This is a genomic window from Cohnella sp. LGH (genome assembly GCF_017671885.1).
GTDB classification, from domain to species: domain Bacteria; phylum Bacillota; class Bacilli; order Paenibacillales; family Paenibacillaceae; genus Cohnella; species Cohnella phaseoli.
In genome coordinates this window covers 594947-613544 of the sequence record NZ_CP072117.1, presented here as the reverse complement: position 1 = coordinate 613544, position 18598 = coordinate 594947, and the positions used below count along the sequence as shown (strand labels likewise).

Below are 18598 nucleotides of genomic sequence, written 5' to 3'. Positions count from 1 at the left end.
GAACAAGGCACATTGGCATTGCTCTAATGTTTCTAACTGCTTATAGAAGTAATCCTCCTGCTCAACGTAGCCATTATAGGCATCCTACTTCTTCATTCCGTCAGATTACAGGAAATTTTAGACGAGCATGACATATCTCAACGCCAGTTAGCCACAATGGTCAACATGCGTCCAGGTACAATTAATGCTTTATGCAGAGAAACAACCGACAGAATTTACACACTCCGATCCCGCCACCTTTGAGGCACTTTTTTGGCCTACGCGATGGTGCCGCAAAATTTGCTGCTTCATTTTTACACGCGATGTTTGGTCCCACCACGGCTCACTCGTCACCCGCTCTTCGCCCCCTATGAAAATGCTTACAAATTTTCCCCCTCAAGTAGAAGATTTTGGCCTTTTTGAAGAGGCAATTCCGTTTACAATTTATGTATCCGAACCAGCAGACGATGCACCTACGAGCCAGAGATCGGCGGGCATTCCATCGTTTTTTGCATTTGCTTCTAAATCAAGGAGGTGGTACGGAGGAGTAAAATTCTATTTCTTGTAAGCGTTTTCTAATAGAGTCTATTATCCAGAGGAGGAGAATTAATGTACGCCATTTTTAATCGCTCGTTAACGCTTGGGTTCCGGGTTACGCTCGTTTTAGCCTTAGCCTTGGCCGGACTGCTTCAAAGCGCCAATATCAATCGTGCGGAAGCAGCCGTTCCCAACAACAAAATCATCGTCGGCTATTGGCACAACTTTGACAACGGTTCGACCAATATCCGGCTCCGCGACATATCGCCGGATTTCGACGTCATTCAAGTCGCTTTCGCCGAACCAAGCGGAGGCCCGTCCAGCGGCAACATGGCTTTCACTCCTTATAACGCTACCGTCGCCGATTTCCAATCGGATATTGCTTACCTGCAGAGTCAGGGCAAAAAAGTGCTGATCTCCATCGGAGGAGCCAACGGCACGGTTGAGCTGTCCTCCGCCCAGTCCAAACAAACCTTCGTTACAACAATGAAAAATCTCATCAATACCTACGGATTCAACGGCATTGACATCGATCTGGAAGGCAGCTCCCTCAGCCTGAACGGCGGGGATACGAATTTCCGCAGTCCGACGACTCCCAAAATCGTCAATCTGATCGCGGCGATTCAAGAGATTCTCGGCAGCTACGGCAGCGATTTTCTGTTGACCATGGCGCCTGAGACAGCCTATGTGCAAGGGGGCTCTATTGCTTACGGCGGTCCTTGGGGCGCTTATTTGCCGGTCATTTACGCGCTGCGCAACGACCTGGACTACCTGCACGTCCAGCATTACAATTCCGGCCCAATGACGGGTCTGGACGGTAAATCGTACAGTCAAGGCACAGCGGACTTCCAAGTAGCGATGGCTGAAATGCTCCTTGCCGGTTTCCCGGTCGGAGGCAATACAAGCAATCTGTTCCCTGCATTGCGGGAAGACCAGGTGCTGATCGGACTGCCTGCGTCCCCTCAAGCTGCCGGAGGCGGCTACACTACCCCGGCCAACGTGCAAAAAGCGCTTGATTACTTGATCAAAGGCCAGTCATACGGCGGCACGTACGTGCTGCGCAACGCTTCCGGATATCCAGGCCTGAAAGGGCTGATGACCTGGTCGATCAACTGGGACAAATACACCAACTTCGGGTTCTCCAGCCCTCATCGCACTTATCTGAATCAATTCAACGGACCTGTGGAAAACGTGCCTCCATCCGTACCAAGCAATCTGCACGCCGCTGGCGTAACGTCCAACAGCGTCAGCCTTGCTTGGAACGCTTCCACCGATAATGTCGGCGTAACGGGCTACATCGTCGCTTACGGTTCGACGAATGTCAATGTAACAGGCACAAGCGCGACCATTAACGGACTTGCTTCCAGCACGCCTTATACGTTTACCGTGAAGGCCCGGGATGCCGCCGGCAACATATCGGGCGCCAGCAGTCCGATTACCGTCACAACAGCCGCGCCGCCAACCGATCCGATCAAGCCGACCGCGCCAGCCAACCTTACCGTAACTTCCACGACATCTTCGGAGATCGGCCTGTCTTGGACAGCCTCGACCGATAACGTGGGCGTCACCGGATATACGGTTTCTTACGGATCGTCGAACGTCCAAGTCGCCGGCACGAGCGCAACAATCACGGGCCTCGCGGCTGGCACGACCTACACCTTCACGGTTACGGCGAAAGACGCGGCAGGCAACGTCTCCGACGGAACGACGATTCAAGCGACGACAGCAACGACCGGAACTCCTGCCTGGGCGCCGAACACGAGCTACAAGGCCAACGACCGGGTCGTCTACCAAGGCAAGACCTACTACTGCATCCAGGCCCACACGTCACTTACCGGTTGGGAGCCGTCGAACGTTCCTGCCCTGTGGGGATTACAGTAATAGGATTGTCTTCCAAGGTTCGCATTGAAATAGGAAATCCCCTCGACCAACGAAAGAACCTCAAATTCCGTCTTGCAACGGAGTTTGAGGTTCTTTTTCTCGGAATATTCGAGTTAAGCCGCACCTCCCCTTAACCGATAGGAACGGACAATCCACAGTCCTTTCCGCAACCTCGCAATTCCACAAATATTCGGAATTTTTCCTACTTATTCTTTTCCTGTCGTTAACTATCCACGGGTATAGTAAAATCGAAATAGTTGTAGAATCAGAAAGTTACATATGCGAAACGAGGCCGCAGCCTAGATGGAACAACCCAAACCTCATCCAACCAAAAAATCAATCGCCAAACGAAACGTCCTGAAGTACGTCGGCCTCACGGTCGTCATATTCGGGATCCTGTTCTGCCTGCGGTGGGCATGGTTGCAAGCGTTCTATACGACCGAGGCTCCAAATCCCGTGGATGGCGTTGTAGATATGCGCGGCGTTGATTTGGCGAGCTCGCCTTCCTTTTTTCTGAATGGCCCGTGGCTCTTTTACCCAAATCAACTTTTGTCGTACGAGGACCTACGGTCGGAGGACAAGGCATTCAGCACCGTCAAGGTTCCGGGAGATTGGAGAAAAGGGTTCGAGCCGGACTCCGGCACATCCTACGGGTACGGCACCTATCGGCTGCGTATTCTCATCGATCCTCTTCAGCAACCCGTTGCGCTTTGGATTAAGGGCATTCAAGCCGCCTCCTCCGTCGAAATCAACGGTTTTTCCGAAGGGGATATCGGCAAGCCCGCCGCTGACTCCCAAAATTACACGGCGCGGAATATATCCTATACCGCCTCCTACACTGTAGCAGGAACGACTGAGCTGGACGTACTGATTCGAGTTGCTAATTACGACGAGCCGTTCTACGGCGGTATTACTCGCTCCATTCGTTTCGGCTCGCAAGCCGCGATCGATACGATTCGGTTGTTTTCCATCGGCTCTCAGTTGGTTACAATTGTCATTCTGCTGCTTCACGGACTGTATGCTTTTATTCTTTACTTGTTTAACCGCCAGGAGCGAGGATTGTTTACGATGGCTCTGTTGACGCTGTCCGTTGCGCTCGCTTTAATGGCAGGTCAAGATAACATCCTGCAGATATTGGTACCGATTACTTATGCATGGCAGATCCGGATCAGACTGATCGCTTTACTATGGCAAAATCTGTTCATCCTCTTTCTATTTCGTAGATTGGCTTCGGCGGCTCCTCGCCGCGATTTGTGGCTGCGCAGCTACACCGCTTTACTAGTCGTTCTGACGGGAATCCTGATGGCGGCTCCCGCTTCCTGGGCTAACGCATTCGTCGATTTTTACGGCTTTATCGGCATCTATCTCATTCCGTTTATTTGGCTCTTCTTTGTCTTGGGCAAGATGATTGCCAACGAACGGAGCGACAGAGACGTTGCGTTTTTGCTGCTGACCGCGGCTGGAATCATTTCCAACTTGATCTGGAGTCTATTCGAATCGGACTTTGACGTGACTACCGTATACTATCCGCTCGATTTGATGATTACGATGATTGGCTTCTCCGCTTACTGGTTCAAAAAATATTTTCGCCAGGCTCACGAGAACAGTATGCTGAACAACCAATTACAAAGAGCGGATAAGCTGAAGGACCAATTTCTTGCCAATACGTCGCACGAGCTGAGGACGCCGCTGCACGGCATCATGAATATTGCGCAGAACGTAGTTGCCAAGGAAAAGGCCACGCTGGACGAAGGCAGTCTGAAAAATATGGAGCTGCTGATCACGATAAGCCGCCGCATGTCCCATATGTTAGGGGATCTGCTTGACGTTGCGCGGCTGCAAGAGCATCGCGTCTCGCTGCGTCAGGAGCCGTTGCAGGTGCGCGCTCTCGTACCCGGAATCGTCGGCATGCTGCAATTCATGTTCCAGGGCAAGCCCGTAAAACTAAATATCGATATTCCTGAATCGATGCCGCCGGTGTTCGCGGACGAGCAGCGACTCGTGCAAATTATGTACAATCTTATTCACAATGCTTTGAAATACACCGAGGAAGGAACGATTACCGTCGCCGCTGAGGTGAACAAAGGACGAGCCGTTATTCAGGTGGCCGATACGGGAGTCGGTATGAATCGAGAGACTCAGGCGCGCATATTTCTCCCCTACGAGCAAGGGGCGCACGGCGTGAGCGACGGAAGAGGCATCGGACTAGGGCTGAGCATCTGCAAGCAATTGGTGGATTTGCACGGAGGGACTTTGACCGTCCAGTCAGCCCCGGGGGAAGGCTCGATGTTCAGCTTCGATCTGCCGGTGGCGAATTCAACGAATATCCCGCAGGCACCCGTGGAATTGCCGCTGCAGCGAGCATTCGACGAGACGGAAGAGCGTTTCTTCGGACTAGCCGCCCCGGACATCGCGGCGGAGGAGATCGCAGCGTCCATGCTTGTCCCGCCGCTGTTAAGCGATACAGTGCTGCATATTCTGGCCGTGGACGACGATCCTGTCAATCTGAACGTGCTCGCCGGCATGCTGGAGCTGGAGCCCTACCGGATCACAACGGTGCAATCCGCTCGCGAAGCGCTTGAATTGCTTAGTACAAGGCCGTGGGATCTGCTGATTGCGGACGTGATGATGCCGCAAATGTCCGGCTACGAGTTGACGCAGCGAGTCCGAGAGCGCTACTCCCTGTCCGAGCTTCCGGTGCTGCTGCTCACTGCTCGCAGTCAACCCGCCGACATCTACACCGGTTTTCTGTCAGGCGCAAGCGACTATGTAACGAAGCCGGTGGATGCGCTGGAATTGAAATATCGCATTCGAGCGTTAACTTCGCTTAAACAGTCCATTAACGAGCGTCTGCGAATGGAGGCCGCTTATTTGCAGGCGCAGATTCACCCCCACTTTCTGTTTAATACGCTGAATTCCATTCTGGCGCTAAGCGAGATCGATATCGAGCAGATGCGCCTGCTTGGCAACGCCTTCGCTTCTTATTTGCGGATCAGTTTTGATTTTCTGAACACGGGGGAACTGGTTGAGCTGGCCCACGAGCTGGATCTCGTTCAAGCTTATCTGCAGATCGAAAAGGCTCGTTTCGGGGACCGGTTGAAGATCGAATGGGAGATGGCGCCCGGCCTTGATCTGCTCGTCCCCCCGCTGTCCATCCAGCCGCTCGTGGAAAATGCCGTGAAACACGGCGCGCTTGGCCGAAATGTCGGCGGCACCGTTCGACTGCGAATCGTTCGCAAGGATGGAGCGACAACGATCGAAGTGAGCGACGATGGCCGAGGGATGAGCCAGAAGCAGATCGATACGCTGTTGGACGCTTCCCTGCAGGGCAAAGGAGGCATCGGGGTCGCCAACACGAATCGACGCCTGCTACAGCTGTACGGTCAAGGCCTGTCCATTTTCAGCCGTCCTCTGCAAGGAACGGTCGTCTCGTTCGTCATTCCTGACGCTCGCGGCGGGGCCTCCTTGCCCACAGAACAACGGGAATAAGCAGCAAGGACATCGCACCGCCGATCAGCGAAAGAGCGGCATAGCTGGAACCGGCGACGACCATGCCGGACAATGCGCCTCCCGAGGCTCCGGTCAACGCGATTAGCACGTCGATCGTCCCCTGCGTCTTGGCGCGGGTCGCCGGCGTCGTCGCGTCGACAATCTGGGCCGTACCGCTAATTAGGCCGAAGTTCCAGCCAAGCCCGAGCAAAGCTAACGCTGCAATCAGCAGCGGCAGCGAATCGGCGGGGGCTGCTGCGGCAAGACCGCCGGCCAGCAGCAGCGTAATCCCGGCCACGCATGACATCGCATAGCGGCCAATCCGATCTACGAGCACGCCAGTCACCAAGGACGGGAGATACATGGCGCCGACATGAATGCCGATGACCAGCCCGACGTCCCCTAGTCCATGACCGTGATGCTGCATATGGACGGGCGTCATCGTCATAATCGCGACCATCACGATCTGCGTCAGTACCATTACGGTCGTTCCGACGACAAGTCCGCGATTGCGGAACGGAGCCGAAGGCTTGCCGGCGGAGGTCTGGGCTCTTCCCGCCTCCTGCCCGGCGGCGATCGCCTTGGCCGCGATGTAGGGATCGGGTCGGAGAAAAGCAAACAAGATCAGCCCAGCCAGAGCAAATGCCGCAGCCGACAACAGAAATGGGCCTGTCAGTGCGGGAAGGCCGAAGGAGACGGCGATATCGCCCATCGGCCGGACCAGGTTCGGCCCCGCCACCGCGCCCAAGGTAGTGGACACCATCGACAGGCTGACCGCCTTCGCCCGCTGCTCCGGCTTGGCCAGATCGGTTCCGGCGTAACGGGCCTGCAGGTTCGTCGACGTTCCCGCCCCATAGATCAGCAAGGAAGCAAGCAGAAGCGAGAGCTGATTTGTCGCGCCGGCCAGTACGATGCCGACCGCCCCCGCGCTGCCGGCCAGAAAACCCGTCGACAGGCCGACCCTCCGTCCGTAACGATGCGTCAGCCGCCCCACGAGATAAGCCGATACCGCGGAGCCGAGCGTGATAAGTGCAACCGGAACCCCCGCATAGCTGTCCGCTCCCAGCATTTCCTGAGCCATCAGCGCCCCGACGGTTACCCCTGCGGCTAGTCCCATTCCTCCGAATATTTGCGAAATGATAATAATGATCAATGTCCTGGAATAAAGCCGTTTTACTTCATTTTCCGTCATGGGATCAGCTCCCCTCCTGTTCGTTCGGGTAATTATAGCACCGCTTTGCAGGCGAATCTATTGTTGATTTTGGGGGCTATGAACGGATTTCGACTTCCAGTTCCTCCCGGCTCAGCCTGCTCATCCTCTTCCAATCAAGCAACTGCTCGATCGAGAATACGCCGGCAGGCATTGTCGAGCCGCAGACGGCTTCGGAGACATCCAGCGCGCAAAAAGCGGTCAGCTCGGATTGCCTGCGGCCTTGCAGCCGATATACGGCGGCAGCCATGCGTCCGTCCTTCTCGCCGACCGCTTCGACCTGTACAGCAAAGCGCTCCGAGCCAAAGTGCACGCGGCCGAAGCAGGAGATCGCCGCTGCACGGAGCGGCTTCAACCTCAACAGACGGTGCAAACCCAGCTTGCGAAATCCTGCGAGAAATGTCGTTATGAAAGCCGGGTCGAGGCATAATCTCGTCGATACGTCGGGAACGCCAAGCGTGCTCGGCAAGGAACGTTGATCCGAGAACGGAAACCGGTAAGCCGATCTGCGGCCGATAGCGCCCCGAAAATCCGCCAATCTCGCGTCCGTAAAGCTGCCGACCGTCTCTGCGCGACCCTTCCTGATTATTTCGAAACGTGTTCCTAGATTGTCCACCGTCCATTCAAGCGCAGCTTTCCCATGCCTATCGCCCAGCCCGAGCAGGATCGTAATTTTCTATAGCTTCGGTACGATCGAGACGACGACAGGCTTCCAGCGCCAGCAGATTCGTGACCCCCGGCGCCAACCCGACGTTCATAACTGCCGTCGCTCCTCCACGCTCCGCTTCCTTCTGAAGAGCCTCCACTTGAGCCTGGAACGAAATATTTGCCGATACGTCGATATAATGCGCGCCGCTCAGAAGACAGATACGAACAAAGGAAACATCCTTCTGATCCAAACACATGACGACCAGCTTGACGCCCTCCAGCAGCTTAGGATCGACCGGCCGGCTAATGTCCAACTGCATGGGCAAAACCCGCCCCTCCGTCTCTCTGCTGAGCTGTTCCGCACGTTCCAAGCTTCTGCCCGCCGCGTACACTTTGCCAGGGAACCTGTAACCGAGCTCCCGACATACGATGCTGCCAACCGCCCCATAACCTCCTGCGACAACGATCCGGTCTTTGTCCATGTTGCTCTTGCCAGCTCCCTTGCTTATTCTAGATGTAATCAGTTTATTCTCACTCTAGACGAATAAGGAGCTGCGGCGCCATCCCAGAAAGGTGGGATTCTTCCGCAAAAGACGATATGAACAACATCAAGCAACGGATCGAACGGCTGGCCGAGCAAGCCGTCTCCTCCAAGGAGTTCAGATTGACGCTTCTGGCGCATCTACGCGAAGCCTTCCCATTCGAAGGGGCATGCTGCACCGTCGTAGATCCGCGGACGCTGCTTTCTGCGGGAGCCGTTACCGAAGACGGCGTAGAGGCGATTCATCATCGTCTGTTCGAATTCGAATACGGACATCGGGATTATAATCGGTTTGAGGATTTAGCCGAAGCGGATCGTCCTGCTGCCGCTCTGGGGTTGGCGACGAACGGCGAACTTGAACGCAGCGCCCGCTTCTGCGAAGTGCTGCAGCCCGCCGGCTTCGGGGACGAGATGAAGGCGGCCCTGGTAAGCGGGGGAAAATGCTGGGGCTTCCTTACTCTGCTTCGTGGGAAGAATCAGCCTTTGTTTGCGGCAGAAGAATTGGCGCTTCTGACGTCGCTCGTTCCGGCGATCGCCGGCGCCTTGCGGCGAACGAGCCTGGACCTTGCAGACGAATCCGCCGAGGAACCGGGGTTAGAGTCCGGCGTATTAATCCTGGAGGCCGACGGCGTTCTGCTGTCCGAGCTGGGGGCGACCGATGCGGCCGCGCATTGGCTGGCCGCTATCCGCGAGGCCGAGGGCATCGGCGACGAAGTGCTGCCCCGTCCGATCAGGGCGGTATGCATCCGCGCGCTGACGGGGGAGACGGGAAGGGGCAAGGAGCCGGCGCACGGCAAAGCCGCCCGTACCTGTGTCAGGCTTGCGGGCGGCTCCTATGTGACGATTCGGGCCGACAGGCTGCTCGGCAAGGCTTCGAACGCGCAGCTTGCCGTCATTTTCGAACAAGCCCAGCCGGCCGACAGGCTGCCGCTGATCGCCGAAGCCTACGGATTGTCGGAGCGCGAGAAGCAGCTGCTCGTCGCTGTCGTCCGCGGACTATCGACCCATGAAATCTCACGGGAACTCCACATCTCGGTCTATACCGTGCAGGACCATCTCAAGTCGATCTTCGCCAAGACCGGAGTATCCAGCCGCAGAGAGCTGATCTGGCAGCTGTTCTCTCGCTACGCTTCCCCGATAAGCACCTCGGAACGCCCGGCAGGGGAATCCTGACGACGAGGTGGCGCGCAGTTAGCAGCTTGACCCGAGAGAGCGCGTTCCCTCGGGTCAAGCTGCTTTTTTAATCCAGATGGAATACTTCCTCCATGCTTGCCCACCATTCGCCTTCCGCCCGGGTTTCAAGGGGTTGCTGAATCGAATAATTCTTGATATGGCATTCCTTGATCATCCTAAGCACATCCGGCCATACCTTGGCATGCAGCCTCTTGTATTCCTCAAGCTTGTCTTCTTTTACGCGAATTAAGCTTCCGTAGCGCTGCGCCGGCATGCTCGCTTCCCCTCCCCTCAAAAAATTAGCCGATCTCTTCGAGCGCGACGATACGGCCCAATTCCATGGAACGATACGCCGCGAACACCGTTTGCATCGTAATCAGGTTGTCCTCCACGCTGTTTTCCGGCTCTCGCTCTTCCTCGATCGCCCTCATCAGCTCGCCCATCGTCCCCATGAATGCATGAGGGAACCAGCGTCCCTCTAGCTTAGGCGCATACCAGCCGTGCGGTTGCAGATTTTTCGAATATAGCGCGACGGTATCCTCCTGCCCCACCGGATAATTGTACAAGGCCCCGTTCGTGCCTTTGACGACGCCCTCCGTACCGTCGAAACGGAAGGTCGCGAACCAGTCGCTCTGCTCTATGAAGTTCGTATGATTATCATAGACGAGCCCGCGCGTGTCGTCTTCGTACAGCATTTGGATGGTCGTTCGGGTTTCACCTCGGACGGCAGTCGCTCCCGGATAGCTTGCGCCGTCGGCGAATATCGCTTTGGGCGAACTGCCCAGCACGTAGCGGATCGCATCGAGGTAATGAATGCTATGATACATAACTTCCAATCTGTCTGCCTGAGCCAGCCACTCCCACGTTTCCCATGGAGTGTTCACATGCACTTGTATCGCGCCCTGATAGGGCGCGCCGATCCATCCTCGCTTCACGGCAGTGCGGCTCGCCTGAATGCCGGGCGCCCAGCGCATTTGCTGGTTGACGGCGGCCTTGACGCCCGCTCGGCTGCACATCGCCGCAATGTCCAGTGCGTCCGAGTAGCATTCCGCAAGCGGCTTCTGGCAAAGAATATGCAGCCGATAAGGCACAAGCTGGCTGATGACCTCCGCTTGAAAAGCTGCCGGTACGGCAACGTCGGCGATCGCGATCTCGGAGTGGGAGGCCAGCCGCTCCAACGAATCGAAGACGTTCTCAATGCCGAAGTCTCGCGCCAGCGCCTCCGATTTGGCTCTATCGCGGTCGTACACGCCGACGATCCGGAAGCCGGCCATTCGATAAGCGGGCAGATGGCAACTGCGGACGATGTCCCCCGCACCGACGATTCCGATACCCATATCCCGTTTTCTCGGCAGCCGGGGTTTATACGCCCAATCCATATTCCCGAGAGTCGATTCAAGAGCCCGTTCGTCGGAAGGCTCCGTGCGGCTCATGCTTCAGCCCCTCCCCGTTTTCTGACCATTAACAGATGCTCGCAGGCAAGCACGACTTCATCCCGTTGATTCAGAATAGCCAAGCTTTCGCTGACGATACCGAAATCCGGCCGTTTCGCATGGTCTCTCTTCCCGCCGATCGCCACCTGCGCGCGGATCGTGTCTCCGATATGCACAGGCTTGATGAAGCGAAGCTTCTCGTAGCCGTACGAGAACGCTTCGGGATTGATTTCCCCGGCAGTCATCCCGACGCCAATGCTGAAAATAAGCGTACCGTGGGCGATCCGCCGTCCGATGTCCTGCGTCTTGCACCATTCCTCGTCCATGTGATGGGGATAGAAATCGCCCGTTTGTCCCGCATGCAATACAATATCCGCCTCGGTAACCGTACGTCCCCAGGTGTCGCGGGAATCTCCAATCCGATAATCCTCGAAGAAAATCGACCTCATTCTCGATCAGCTCCTTTCCGAAGGGACTCCCGGTATAGCCGATTCATTTCCGCTAGCGCCGCTTGCGGCGACATCTCTCTCTTCAGACAGGCTTGAACCGGGTAACCGGCACCGTCTTGAAAATGAAGATAGCCGTTATATCTCGGGCGTACATACGCCCGGTCCAACGCGGGAAGCGTTCGGGAGAAATAAGCGCCGCTTGCCGCATTCAGGCTTTCGCTGAGCCAAGCCGAACGATGCCCCGGTTGGCCGCCGCACTCGGCGTAAAGCGTTCTTTGCGTCTCCGGAGAAGCGGCATAAGCGGCATAAGCGACCGCAATGTCCCGATGCGGGCTGACCGAAGAGACCGCAATTCCGGTTCCGCCGAGCGTAGTGCGCAGCCGTTCTCCGCCGGTTCCGAACCTGGGTGCGTCGCCGAAAATCAACGTCCGCTGTCCGTACCCGGGTTTCGCGTAGTTAGAATATCCGTATGCGAACGGGCAGTACGCCAAGTCGTCCCGCTGCGTCATCGCTTCGTACATCCGAATCGGATTCCAGCCAAAAACGGCCGGATCGCACAGAGATGCCAATTCGCGCAGCGCCTCAAGCGCAGCGTAAGCCGTATCCGCTCCGACGACCTCACCTTCACTCAAGAAAGGCATTTCTCCGAGCGCGATGCAGAACGTATAGAAGTTCATCAGACTATCGATCGGAATACCGGGGACGGCCACCAATCCCTTGCGAGCCAATGCCAGAACTTCTTGCCATGTCTCCGGCGCTTGTGCGTCATTCCGCTCCAGCACGTCCTCCCGCCAGGAAGCTACCGGCGTCGCGGCATCGATCGCAAGCGCCGTCTGTTTGCCGTTGAAGGAATAGCTTCTGTGGGACGCTCCGACCGTATGCTCGGCCTGATCGTTCATATAGTCCCGGGGAAGAGCTTCGTTAAAATCGACGAGCGCGCCGCTTGCAGCCGCATACCCCGCCCACGGGTGATCGATGACCAGCAGATCGTAATGCTCCACGAGCTTTTGAATCGGCGCATCGGCGAATTCCTGCAAGGAACGTTTATCCCAGTTAATCGTCACTCCTTCATGTAGTTCTTCGAACCGCTGGGAAGTCGCAACCATCGGAACGAATCCCCTGGAGTGGTTCCATGTCATTCCTTTTAACTGTACCATGCTCGCTTCTCCTCTCTAGATGCGGTAGAAAGCGGCTGCGGTTCCGCCCAGGATGGCTTCCCGATCCCGTTGCGCGTACCCCGACAGCGCCTTCTTCGTTTCTTCCCATACCGCATCGTAATCGCCATTCAGATTCGCGACCGGCCAATCGCTGCCGTACATCAGCCGACTCGCTCCGAAACAGTCGATTGCAAAATCGATATAACGCTGCAGCACCGAAGACGACCAATCGGGGGAGGCCGCCGTATTAAGCCCGGACAGCTTCGCGTACACGTTAGGACACGCCGCGGCTGCCGCCAGTTGAGACGCCCATGGCTCCCACCCTTTGTCCTTGATCGGCGGCTTCGCAAGATGATCGATGACCATGCGCAGATCGGGCACTTGTTCGGCCAGGAAAGGAACATGCTTCAGGTGGTTCGGAAACACAGCAACGACGTCGAAGGTCAAATCGCGTTCAGCGAGCAGCCTTAAGCTTTCGATGACAGCCGGCTGTACGACCCAGTCCGGATCCTTCTCCTCGTGTATCAGATGCCTGACTCCCTTGAAATAACGGTTTTTGGCATAGCACTCCAGCTTGAGGTCCGCTTCGGCCGGCCGATTCAGCGGCACCCATCCGACTACCGCCCCCGCCCAATCGTGCGATGCTGCGGTATCCAGCATATAATCGGTGTCTTCGTAGGAGTCCATCGCCTGGACGATGACCGTTTTGTCTATGCCTGCCTTGCGCAGCAAAGGTTCTAAATCGTGCGCTTCGAACGTGCGATAGATCGGTCCGTGCTCAGGCCCAAGCCATGGATAAGCCACTTTCGTCAAGTTCCAGAAATGCTGGTGCGCATCCACTTTCATCCTCTGCCAGCCCCCTCACATCTCCATCAATTGTTCTTGCGGTTCTTCTCCCATTTTCCGCCAAATATCCTCGGTATGCTCGCCGATTTTGGGCGATCCGACGGGAGAGAGCAGCAGCTCTCCGTCGATTCGAATCGGACATCGAGTCGTCTCCAGCTTTGCGCCCCCCGCGCGAGCAACCTCCTGCGTCATGGACAGGGAGCGGAACGCTTCGTGCTCCAGCAGCCGCGGCCATGTCAGTACGTCCGCGCACCAAATATCTGCAGGCTCCAAAATGCCAAGCCAGTGAGCGGTTGAGCGCTGCGATAGATGGCCCGCCAGCAGCCGCTTGATCTCGTCTCGTCTCGTAAACCAGGTTTTAGCGTCCGAGTATGCGGCAAGCGGCGCGCAGTCCAGCAATTCGCCCAATTGCGAAACCGGAGTCATCGCGATGGCAAGATAGCCGTCGGACGTCTTATAGATGCCGTAAGGCGCAGCCAGGTAGGCATGCGCATTGTTGATTCCGCTTCGCTGCGGAGCCTTCCCTCCGTCATTGAGGAAGGTGGTTAGAACCTCGAATTGGACGTCGAGCAGCGATTCAAGCAGACTGACTTCGACTAGCCCGCCTTCACCGGTTACTCCTCTTCGAACGAGGCAGGCCAAAATGCCTTGCACCAAATGTGCCCCGGCAAACATGTCGGCGACGGCCAGCCCCATTGGAACGGGACCTTGCTCTTGGTCGCCCGACAACCAGGTGATCCCGGAAAGCGATTGTACCAGCAAGTCCTGGCCGGGTTTATTTTTCCAAGGCCCGGTTTTCCCGTATCCCGTAATCTCTCCGTATACGATGCGAGGGTTGATTTTTTTCACAGCCTCGTAGTGAAGGCCGAGCTTCTCCATAACTCCGGGACGGAAATTCTGAATGAGGACATCCGCGCTCTTGATCAGTCGGATGACCTTGGAGAGATCGTCCGGGTCCTTCAAATTGGCCGCGAAGCTCATTTTGTTGCGGTTGATGGAATGGAACAGCGTACTGTCGCCGTCCAGCTCCAGGTTTGAAATATATAGCCGCCGGCACAGATCGCCTCCGTCGGGACGCTCCACCTTGATCACGCGAGCGCCCAAGTCAGCTAGTCTGAGCGAAGCCGAAGGCCCAGACAGGAACTGACTGAAGTCGAGCACGGTGAGTCCTTGAAGAGGTTTCATCGATTTCCTCCTATAATGGATTACTGGTACTACCACAAATATAAAGTACCACATACCTGCCGAAGGTGACAATAGAATTGAATTCGGTTTATGATAGAACAGTGGTAGTACCGCGAAATGGAAATCGATCAAAGGGGATTGTTCGGATGGCCAAGTTTGAATCGATCAAAAAAATTACCGTTACCGAGCAGATCATGGAGCAGATCGCTTCTCTAATCACATCTGGTAATTTGCAGCCTGGAGAGCAATTGCCCCCCGAACGCGACCTCGCGGTCGAGCTCGGCGTTACCCGGGGACGCATTCGAGAGGCGCTGCGTGCGCTGTCGCTAGTCGGACTGGTGACAATCAAGGCAGGGGAAGGAACTTTCGTATCGCTCAAGGAAATGCCCATTCCGGGAGAAACGATTGCCTGGATGTTCCATAAGGAAATCGATAATCTCGATGAGGTGTATGCCGCGCGCAAGCTGATCGAATCGGCAATCTATATGAGCGCCGTCGATCATATGGAAGAGAGCGAGTACGCGCCCCTTGAGAGCATGCTCGACGAGCTTGTCACGCTCGCCGATACAGGTACGCCCGAGAAGTTGGCCGGTCTGCTCGATAATATCGACATCTACGTCGGGGACAGATGCGGTAATCAGATATACGCCAAGCTCATGCAGACGATCATCCACCTTCGTCGGCAAACAAGCCTGAAGCTGCTATCCGTGCCGGGCGCCGCCAAGACCGGAGCCGAAAACAGACAACGCATCGTCGAGCAGATGAAAGCCGGAAACAGGAGCGCCGCATCGCAAGCGCTCTCCGCCTTTTTTTCTCAATCGCACCGCTTTTACCGCAAAATAGGGGAATAGCGCCTATGAGAGGTTGGCCCATACCGGATCAACCAGACGTTATCGGTCTCCCCGTTAAGTACCGCAAAACGTTCGATAGGGGAGACCTGACGGATCGGGGAGCGTGCAGTACGGCGCTTGCTCGGCGGAATGCGCATAAGGCTGCGCGAGGACGGCAAGCAGCCTCTCCATGACGCTGTAGTCCCCGCGTTCAGCAGCAGCCTCCAGCGCTTCTTCCACTCGATGGTTGCGCGGAATGACGGTAGGATTGCTGCTCCGCATCATCTGCCGCGCTTCCTCCCGGCTTGCTACTTGCCGATCGAGCCTAGCCTGCCACCGCTCCTGCCAACGTTGAAATTCCTCGATCCCGTAGAGCGACGTCTTCTCCGGCTCGTCTTCGGCCAGCGCGCGGAAAGTATTCGTGTAGTCGGCGCGGTGCTTCTGCATCAGGACGAGAAGGTCCTGAACGAGTTCCTCATCCTGCTCCTCTGCATTGGAAATCCCCAGCTTTGCGCGCATGCCCCCCAGCCAATGTCCGTGGTACTGAACTCCGAACTCTCCAAGGGCTTGTTCGGCAATGGATATCGCCCTTTCCTCCTCGTCATCCAGCAAGGGCAGCAGCGTCTCCGCAAATCTCGACAGATTCCACAGAGCAATCTGCGGCTGGTTCCCATAAGCGTACCGGCCGTTCGAATCAATCGAACTGAACACTGTCGCCGGGTCATAGACGTCCATGAAAGCACAAGGGCCGTAGTCGATCGTTTCGCCGCTAAGCGCCATGTTGTCAGTATTCATCACCCCATGAATAAAACCGACAAGCTGCCACTGAGCGATCAGCTTGGCTTGACGGCGGATCACTTCGTTCAGAAGCAGGAGGGCGCTTCCTCCTGCATCGCCTCCCCCCTCCTCACCTATTTCCACATTCGCAGCAGCCTCCGGAAAATGCCGACGCAGCGTATAGTCGGTCAGCTTCCGCAGTTCCTCTGCGCCTCCCCACGCCGCCGCGTATTGAAAAGTTCCGACGCGAATATGACTGGCCGCTACACGCGTCAGTATGGCGCCAGGCAGCTCCTTCTCGCGCTGGATAGGCTCGCCGGTCGTCACGACCGCAAGACTCCGCGTCGTGGGAATGCCTAGCGCGTGCATCGCTTCGCTGATGATATATTCGCGCAGCATCGGCCCGAGCGCAGCCCTTCCGTCTCCTCCGCGAGAGTAAGGCGTTCTGCCGGAGCCTTTGAGCTGGATATCGAAGCGCTCGCCTGAAGGTGTAATTTGCTCGCCAATCAGCAAGGCCCTTCCGTCTCCAAGCCGGTTGAAATGCCCGAATTGGTGCCCCGCATAGGCCTGAGCGAGAGGCTCGGCGCCTTCGGGAATTCGGTTACCCGCAAATACGTCCGCTGCATCGTCGCTCCGCAGCGCCTCCGCGTTCAGTCCAAGCGACTCCGCCAGCCGTTCATTCAGAACGACCAGCTTCGGTGCGCGTACCGGCTTCGGGCTCATTTTCGTATACAACATATCGGGCAGCGCTGCATAGCTGTTATCGAAATTCCATACCGCTCTCAGCGGTTCGTTGTTTTTTTCCATCGTATTTTATCTCCTTGCCTCTTGGTCAGCTTTCAAAATACCGTTGAATTGCACAATAGTAAGCCGGCTTTTCTCCCTGCTGCTCGATTAACGACAAATCGAGCAGTTCCTTCATGATTTTCCGTATGGTCGCCTCTGACTTCTCAAAGATTCCCGCCAACTCTTTAGTCGTCAGCCCACTGCCGGCATCGAAGAAATGATTCTGAGCAAGAACAAACATAACATCAGAATAAATGGGGGGGATTGCCTTTAAGTTCGGATCGCCGCTTAATTTCTTTCTCGCCAAACTCAGCAACAGACTCTTTTCCTTTAATTCAGCATTCATCTGTTCAAGAGCATAAACGACAATCTCTAAAAAAACCTCAATAAAATGATTCATTTCCCCCCTGCTTCGGATGCTATTGGCAAGCTCGAAAGCCTCCAAATATTTGTTTTTGAACAAATTACACGCTCTTGACAAGGAGAGAGTCGAAATATTCCCTATATCTTTAGATAAGTACATGCTGCTAATAAATCTGGATGTCCTCCCGTTACCGTCGTAAAAAGGATGGATGTACCCGAAATAATAATGACCAACCGCCACTTTAATCAGATTAGGCACTTCCGAATCCTCACCCATAAAAGCAAGCAACTTCCCGTTTAGTCGAACGATCTCGGATTCTGGCGTTACTCCTTGATGGATGACTTTGCCTGAACCTGATTTTTTCAGAATATACGTCGTCTCTGTTCTGAATATTTCCCCGTCAGGAAGCTCCTGCTGTTCGATTTCCCCCTGCGTAATGTCGTCATAAATTTGCCTAATATCATGGGGGAGTTTTGGGAATTCAAAATCGTTACTCACCAGACGATAATACGACTTGATCATGCTTTCGAATCTTTTTTTTGTTTTTTTATTGAGCATCACCTCTTTTGTGCTTCTGGCAATCTCCTCCCGCGTGCTTTTTATTCCTTCGAGATCATTCGTATTGTACAGTTCCTCAACCAAACACTCTTTAATGAATTGTTTTTGCGCAACCTTGGGCAACTCTTCAAAAATTCGGTTAAACTCGCCGGATACTTTGTAGAGCCTGCAGGTCAAACGCAAAATATTATTTGTGGGAATATAGAATAACTCGTAGCTATGCGGCTGGTTCATAGGCTTTATGTTTAGTCCCAAATGAACCGCTGAGTCAAATTCGAATCTTTTTTGAAAAATATCATCAAAGCTTCTTCCATCTTTCTCATGAAATAATTTGAACAAATATCTCATCTTTATCCCATCCATCTATTTGTTATAGCTAAATTCTACACATAAAAAACGAATTGTCCAGTTCTATGTATAAAATAATTAGTTTTTTTAAACATATAGCTCAATTACTTCTTCGTAAATTATAACTTACAACTTTAATATGCGCTCCGCAGACACATCGCCCTGCCCCATTCTTTTTGATCTTGACGTCCCTCTTACAGGAAGGACAAATCACATTCATGTGTGCACACCCCCCTTTTCCGATCCCGGTATTCCTATCTTTATCTCAGAAACGGTCGGTTAAACTGCTTTTCCTCCTTTTTCTACCCGAAACGCACAGCTGATTAAATAATAATCAGATACTTACCTGATTTATGAGCGATAATCTCCATTTCTTTATAATAAAATTAGTTCTTTTCAACCCCTTA

At 54.9% G+C, this 18598-nt stretch carries 16 protein-coding genes; 5 read left to right on the top strand and 11 right to left on the bottom strand.

Annotated features, from left to right (window positions below):
• The first annotated feature begins 36 nt into the window (after positions 1-36).
• The 3 genes from J4772_RS37460 to J4772_RS02430 all read left to right on the top strand — a co-directional run bounded on the left by J4772_RS37460 (position 37) and on the right by J4772_RS02430 (position 5886).
• Positions 37-243 carry a helix-turn-helix domain-containing protein gene (locus tag J4772_RS37460; protein WP_371822881.1) on the top strand — a complete coding sequence of 69 codons (207 nt, stop codon included), beginning with the start codon at positions 37-39 and terminating at the stop codon, positions 241-243.
• A 345-nt stretch (positions 244-588) separates the two neighbouring features.
• Complete coding sequence (locus tag J4772_RS02435) at positions 589-2397, top strand: fibronectin type III domain-containing protein (RefSeq protein WP_209074024.1); 1809 nt, start codon at positions 589-591, stop codon at positions 2395-2397.
• A 303-nt stretch (positions 2398-2700) separates the two neighbouring features.
• Positions 2701-5886, top strand: a complete 3186-nt coding sequence (locus J4772_RS02430) for a hybrid sensor histidine kinase/response regulator (protein ID WP_209074023.1) — start codon at positions 2701-2703, stop codon at positions 5884-5886.
• Here the strand turns inward: J4772_RS02430 and J4772_RS02425 are convergent.
• The 3 genes from J4772_RS02425 to J4772_RS36850 form a co-directional block, all read right to left on the bottom strand.
• Positions 5834-7078, bottom strand: a complete 1245-nt coding sequence (locus J4772_RS02425) for an MFS transporter (RefSeq protein ID WP_209074022.1) — start codon at positions 7076-7078, stop codon at positions 5834-5836. The genes J4772_RS02430 and J4772_RS02425 overlap by 53 nt on opposite strands.
• A 76-nt stretch (positions 7079-7154) precedes the next feature.
• Positions 7155-7634 carry a saccharopine dehydrogenase family protein gene (locus tag J4772_RS36855; RefSeq protein ID WP_247740989.1) on the bottom strand — a complete coding sequence of 160 codons (480 nt, stop codon included), beginning with the start codon at positions 7632-7634 and terminating at the stop codon, positions 7155-7157.
• Positions 7635-7740: 106 nt separating this feature from the next.
• Positions 7741-8226 (bottom strand): saccharopine dehydrogenase NADP-binding domain-containing protein, encoded by a 486-nt coding sequence (locus J4772_RS36850; RefSeq protein ID WP_247740988.1) that lies wholly within the window; start codon positions 8224-8226, stop codon positions 7741-7743.
• Between the two features lie 116 nt (positions 8227-8342).
• Between J4772_RS36850 and J4772_RS02415 the strand changes: the two genes are divergently transcribed.
• Positions 8343-9458: a helix-turn-helix transcriptional regulator gene (locus tag J4772_RS02415; RefSeq protein ID WP_209074021.1), complete on the top strand. Its 1116-nt coding sequence runs from the start codon at positions 8343-8345 to the stop codon at positions 9456-9458.
• Between the two features lie 67 nt (positions 9459-9525).
• On the opposite strand, the gene J4772_RS02410 is transcribed toward J4772_RS02415, so the two are convergent.
• Genes J4772_RS02410 through J4772_RS02385 form a run of 6 tightly spaced genes read right to left on the bottom strand, consistent with a single transcriptional unit; the run spans position 9526 to position 14528 of the window.
• Positions 9526-9732 (bottom strand): L-rhamnose mutarotase, encoded by a 207-nt coding sequence (locus tag J4772_RS02410; RefSeq protein ID WP_209074020.1) that lies wholly within the window; start codon positions 9730-9732, stop codon positions 9526-9528.
• 25 nt (positions 9733-9757) lie between these two features.
• Positions 9758-10891 (bottom strand): Gfo/Idh/MocA family protein, encoded by a 1134-nt coding sequence (locus J4772_RS02405; protein ID WP_247740987.1) that lies wholly within the window; start codon positions 10889-10891, stop codon positions 9758-9760.
• Entirely contained in the window at positions 10888-11340 is a 453-nt protein-coding gene (locus J4772_RS02400) for a MaoC family dehydratase (RefSeq protein WP_209074019.1), read from the bottom strand. The genes J4772_RS02405 and J4772_RS02400 overlap by 4 nt, the downstream gene beginning before the upstream one ends.
• Positions 11337-12497, bottom strand: a complete 1161-nt coding sequence (locus J4772_RS02395) for an extracellular solute-binding protein (RefSeq protein ID WP_209074018.1) — start codon at positions 12495-12497, stop codon at positions 11337-11339. Before J4772_RS02395 ends, J4772_RS02400 begins: the two co-directional genes overlap by 4 nt.
• 15 nt (positions 12498-12512) lie before the next feature.
• Positions 12513-13343 (bottom strand): amidohydrolase family protein, encoded by an 831-nt coding sequence (locus tag J4772_RS02390; protein WP_209074017.1) that lies wholly within the window; start codon positions 13341-13343, stop codon positions 12513-12515.
• A gap of 15 nt (positions 13344-13358) precedes the next feature.
• Positions 13359-14528 (bottom strand): CaiB/BaiF CoA transferase family protein, encoded by a 1170-nt coding sequence (locus J4772_RS02385; protein ID WP_209074016.1) that lies wholly within the window; start codon positions 14526-14528, stop codon positions 13359-13361.
• Positions 14529-14674: 146 nt separating this feature from the next.
• On the opposite strand from J4772_RS02385, the gene J4772_RS02380 reads away from it, so the two are divergent.
• The gene (locus tag J4772_RS02380; RefSeq protein ID WP_209074015.1) at positions 14675-15379 is read left to right on the top strand and encodes a FadR/GntR family transcriptional regulator; all 705 of its coding nucleotides are present in this window, start codon (positions 14675-14677) and stop codon (positions 15377-15379) included.
• Positions 15380-15433: 54 nt separating this feature from the next.
• On the opposite strand, the gene J4772_RS02375 is transcribed toward J4772_RS02380, so the two are convergent.
• On the bottom strand, positions 15434-16942 hold the full coding sequence (locus J4772_RS02375; protein ID WP_209074014.1) for a protein adenylyltransferase SelO: 1509 nt from the start codon (positions 16940-16942) through the stop codon (positions 15434-15436).
• A gap of 25 nt (positions 16943-16967) precedes the next feature.
• Positions 16968-18191 carry a Fic family protein gene (locus tag J4772_RS02370; protein ID WP_209074013.1) on the bottom strand — a complete coding sequence of 408 codons (1224 nt, stop codon included), beginning with the start codon at positions 18189-18191 and terminating at the stop codon, positions 16968-16970.
• Positions 18192-18598 lie beyond the last annotated feature (407 nt).

Coding starts and splice junctions, on each gene's coding strand:
- J4772_RS02435 (WP_209074024.1), top strand. CDS start 589: ATGTACGCCATTTTTAATCGCTCGTTAACGCTTGGGTTCCGGGTTACG.
- J4772_RS02430 (WP_209074023.1), top strand. CDS start 2,701: ATGGAACAACCCAAACCTCATCCAACCAAAAAATCAATCGCCAAACGA.
- J4772_RS02425 (WP_209074022.1), bottom strand. CDS start 7,078: ATGACGGAAAATGAAGTAAAACGGCTTTATTCCAGGACATTGATCATT.
- J4772_RS36850 (WP_247740988.1), bottom strand. CDS start 8,226: ATGGACAAAGACCGGATCGTTGTCGCAGGAGGTTATGGGGCGGTTGGC.
- J4772_RS02415 (WP_209074021.1), top strand. CDS start 8,343: ATGAACAACATCAAGCAACGGATCGAACGGCTGGCCGAGCAAGCCGTC.
- J4772_RS02410 (WP_209074020.1), bottom strand. CDS start 9,732: ATGCCGGCGCAGCGCTACGGAAGCTTAATTCGCGTAAAAGAAGACAAG.
- J4772_RS02405 (WP_247740987.1), bottom strand. CDS start 10,891: ATGAGCCGCACGGAGCCTTCCGACGAACGGGCTCTTGAATCGACTCTC.
- J4772_RS02400 (WP_209074019.1), bottom strand. CDS start 11,340: ATGAGGTCGATTTTCTTCGAGGATTATCGGATTGGAGATTCCCGCGAC.
- J4772_RS02395 (WP_209074018.1), bottom strand. CDS start 12,497: ATGGTACAGTTAAAAGGAATGACATGGAACCACTCCAGGGGATTCGTT.
- J4772_RS02390 (WP_209074017.1), bottom strand. CDS start 13,343: ATGAAAGTGGATGCGCACCAGCATTTCTGGAACTTGACGAAAGTGGCT.
- J4772_RS02385 (WP_209074016.1), bottom strand. CDS start 14,528: ATGAAACCTCTTCAAGGACTCACCGTGCTCGACTTCAGTCAGTTCCTG.
- J4772_RS02380 (WP_209074015.1), top strand. CDS start 14,675: ATGGCCAAGTTTGAATCGATCAAAAAAATTACCGTTACCGAGCAGATC.
- J4772_RS02375 (WP_209074014.1), bottom strand. CDS start 16,942: ATGGAAAAAAACAACGAACCGCTGAGAGCGGTATGGAATTTCGATAAC.
- J4772_RS02370 (WP_209074013.1), bottom strand. CDS start 18,191: ATGAGATATTTGTTCAAATTATTTCATGAGAAAGATGGAAGAAGCTTT.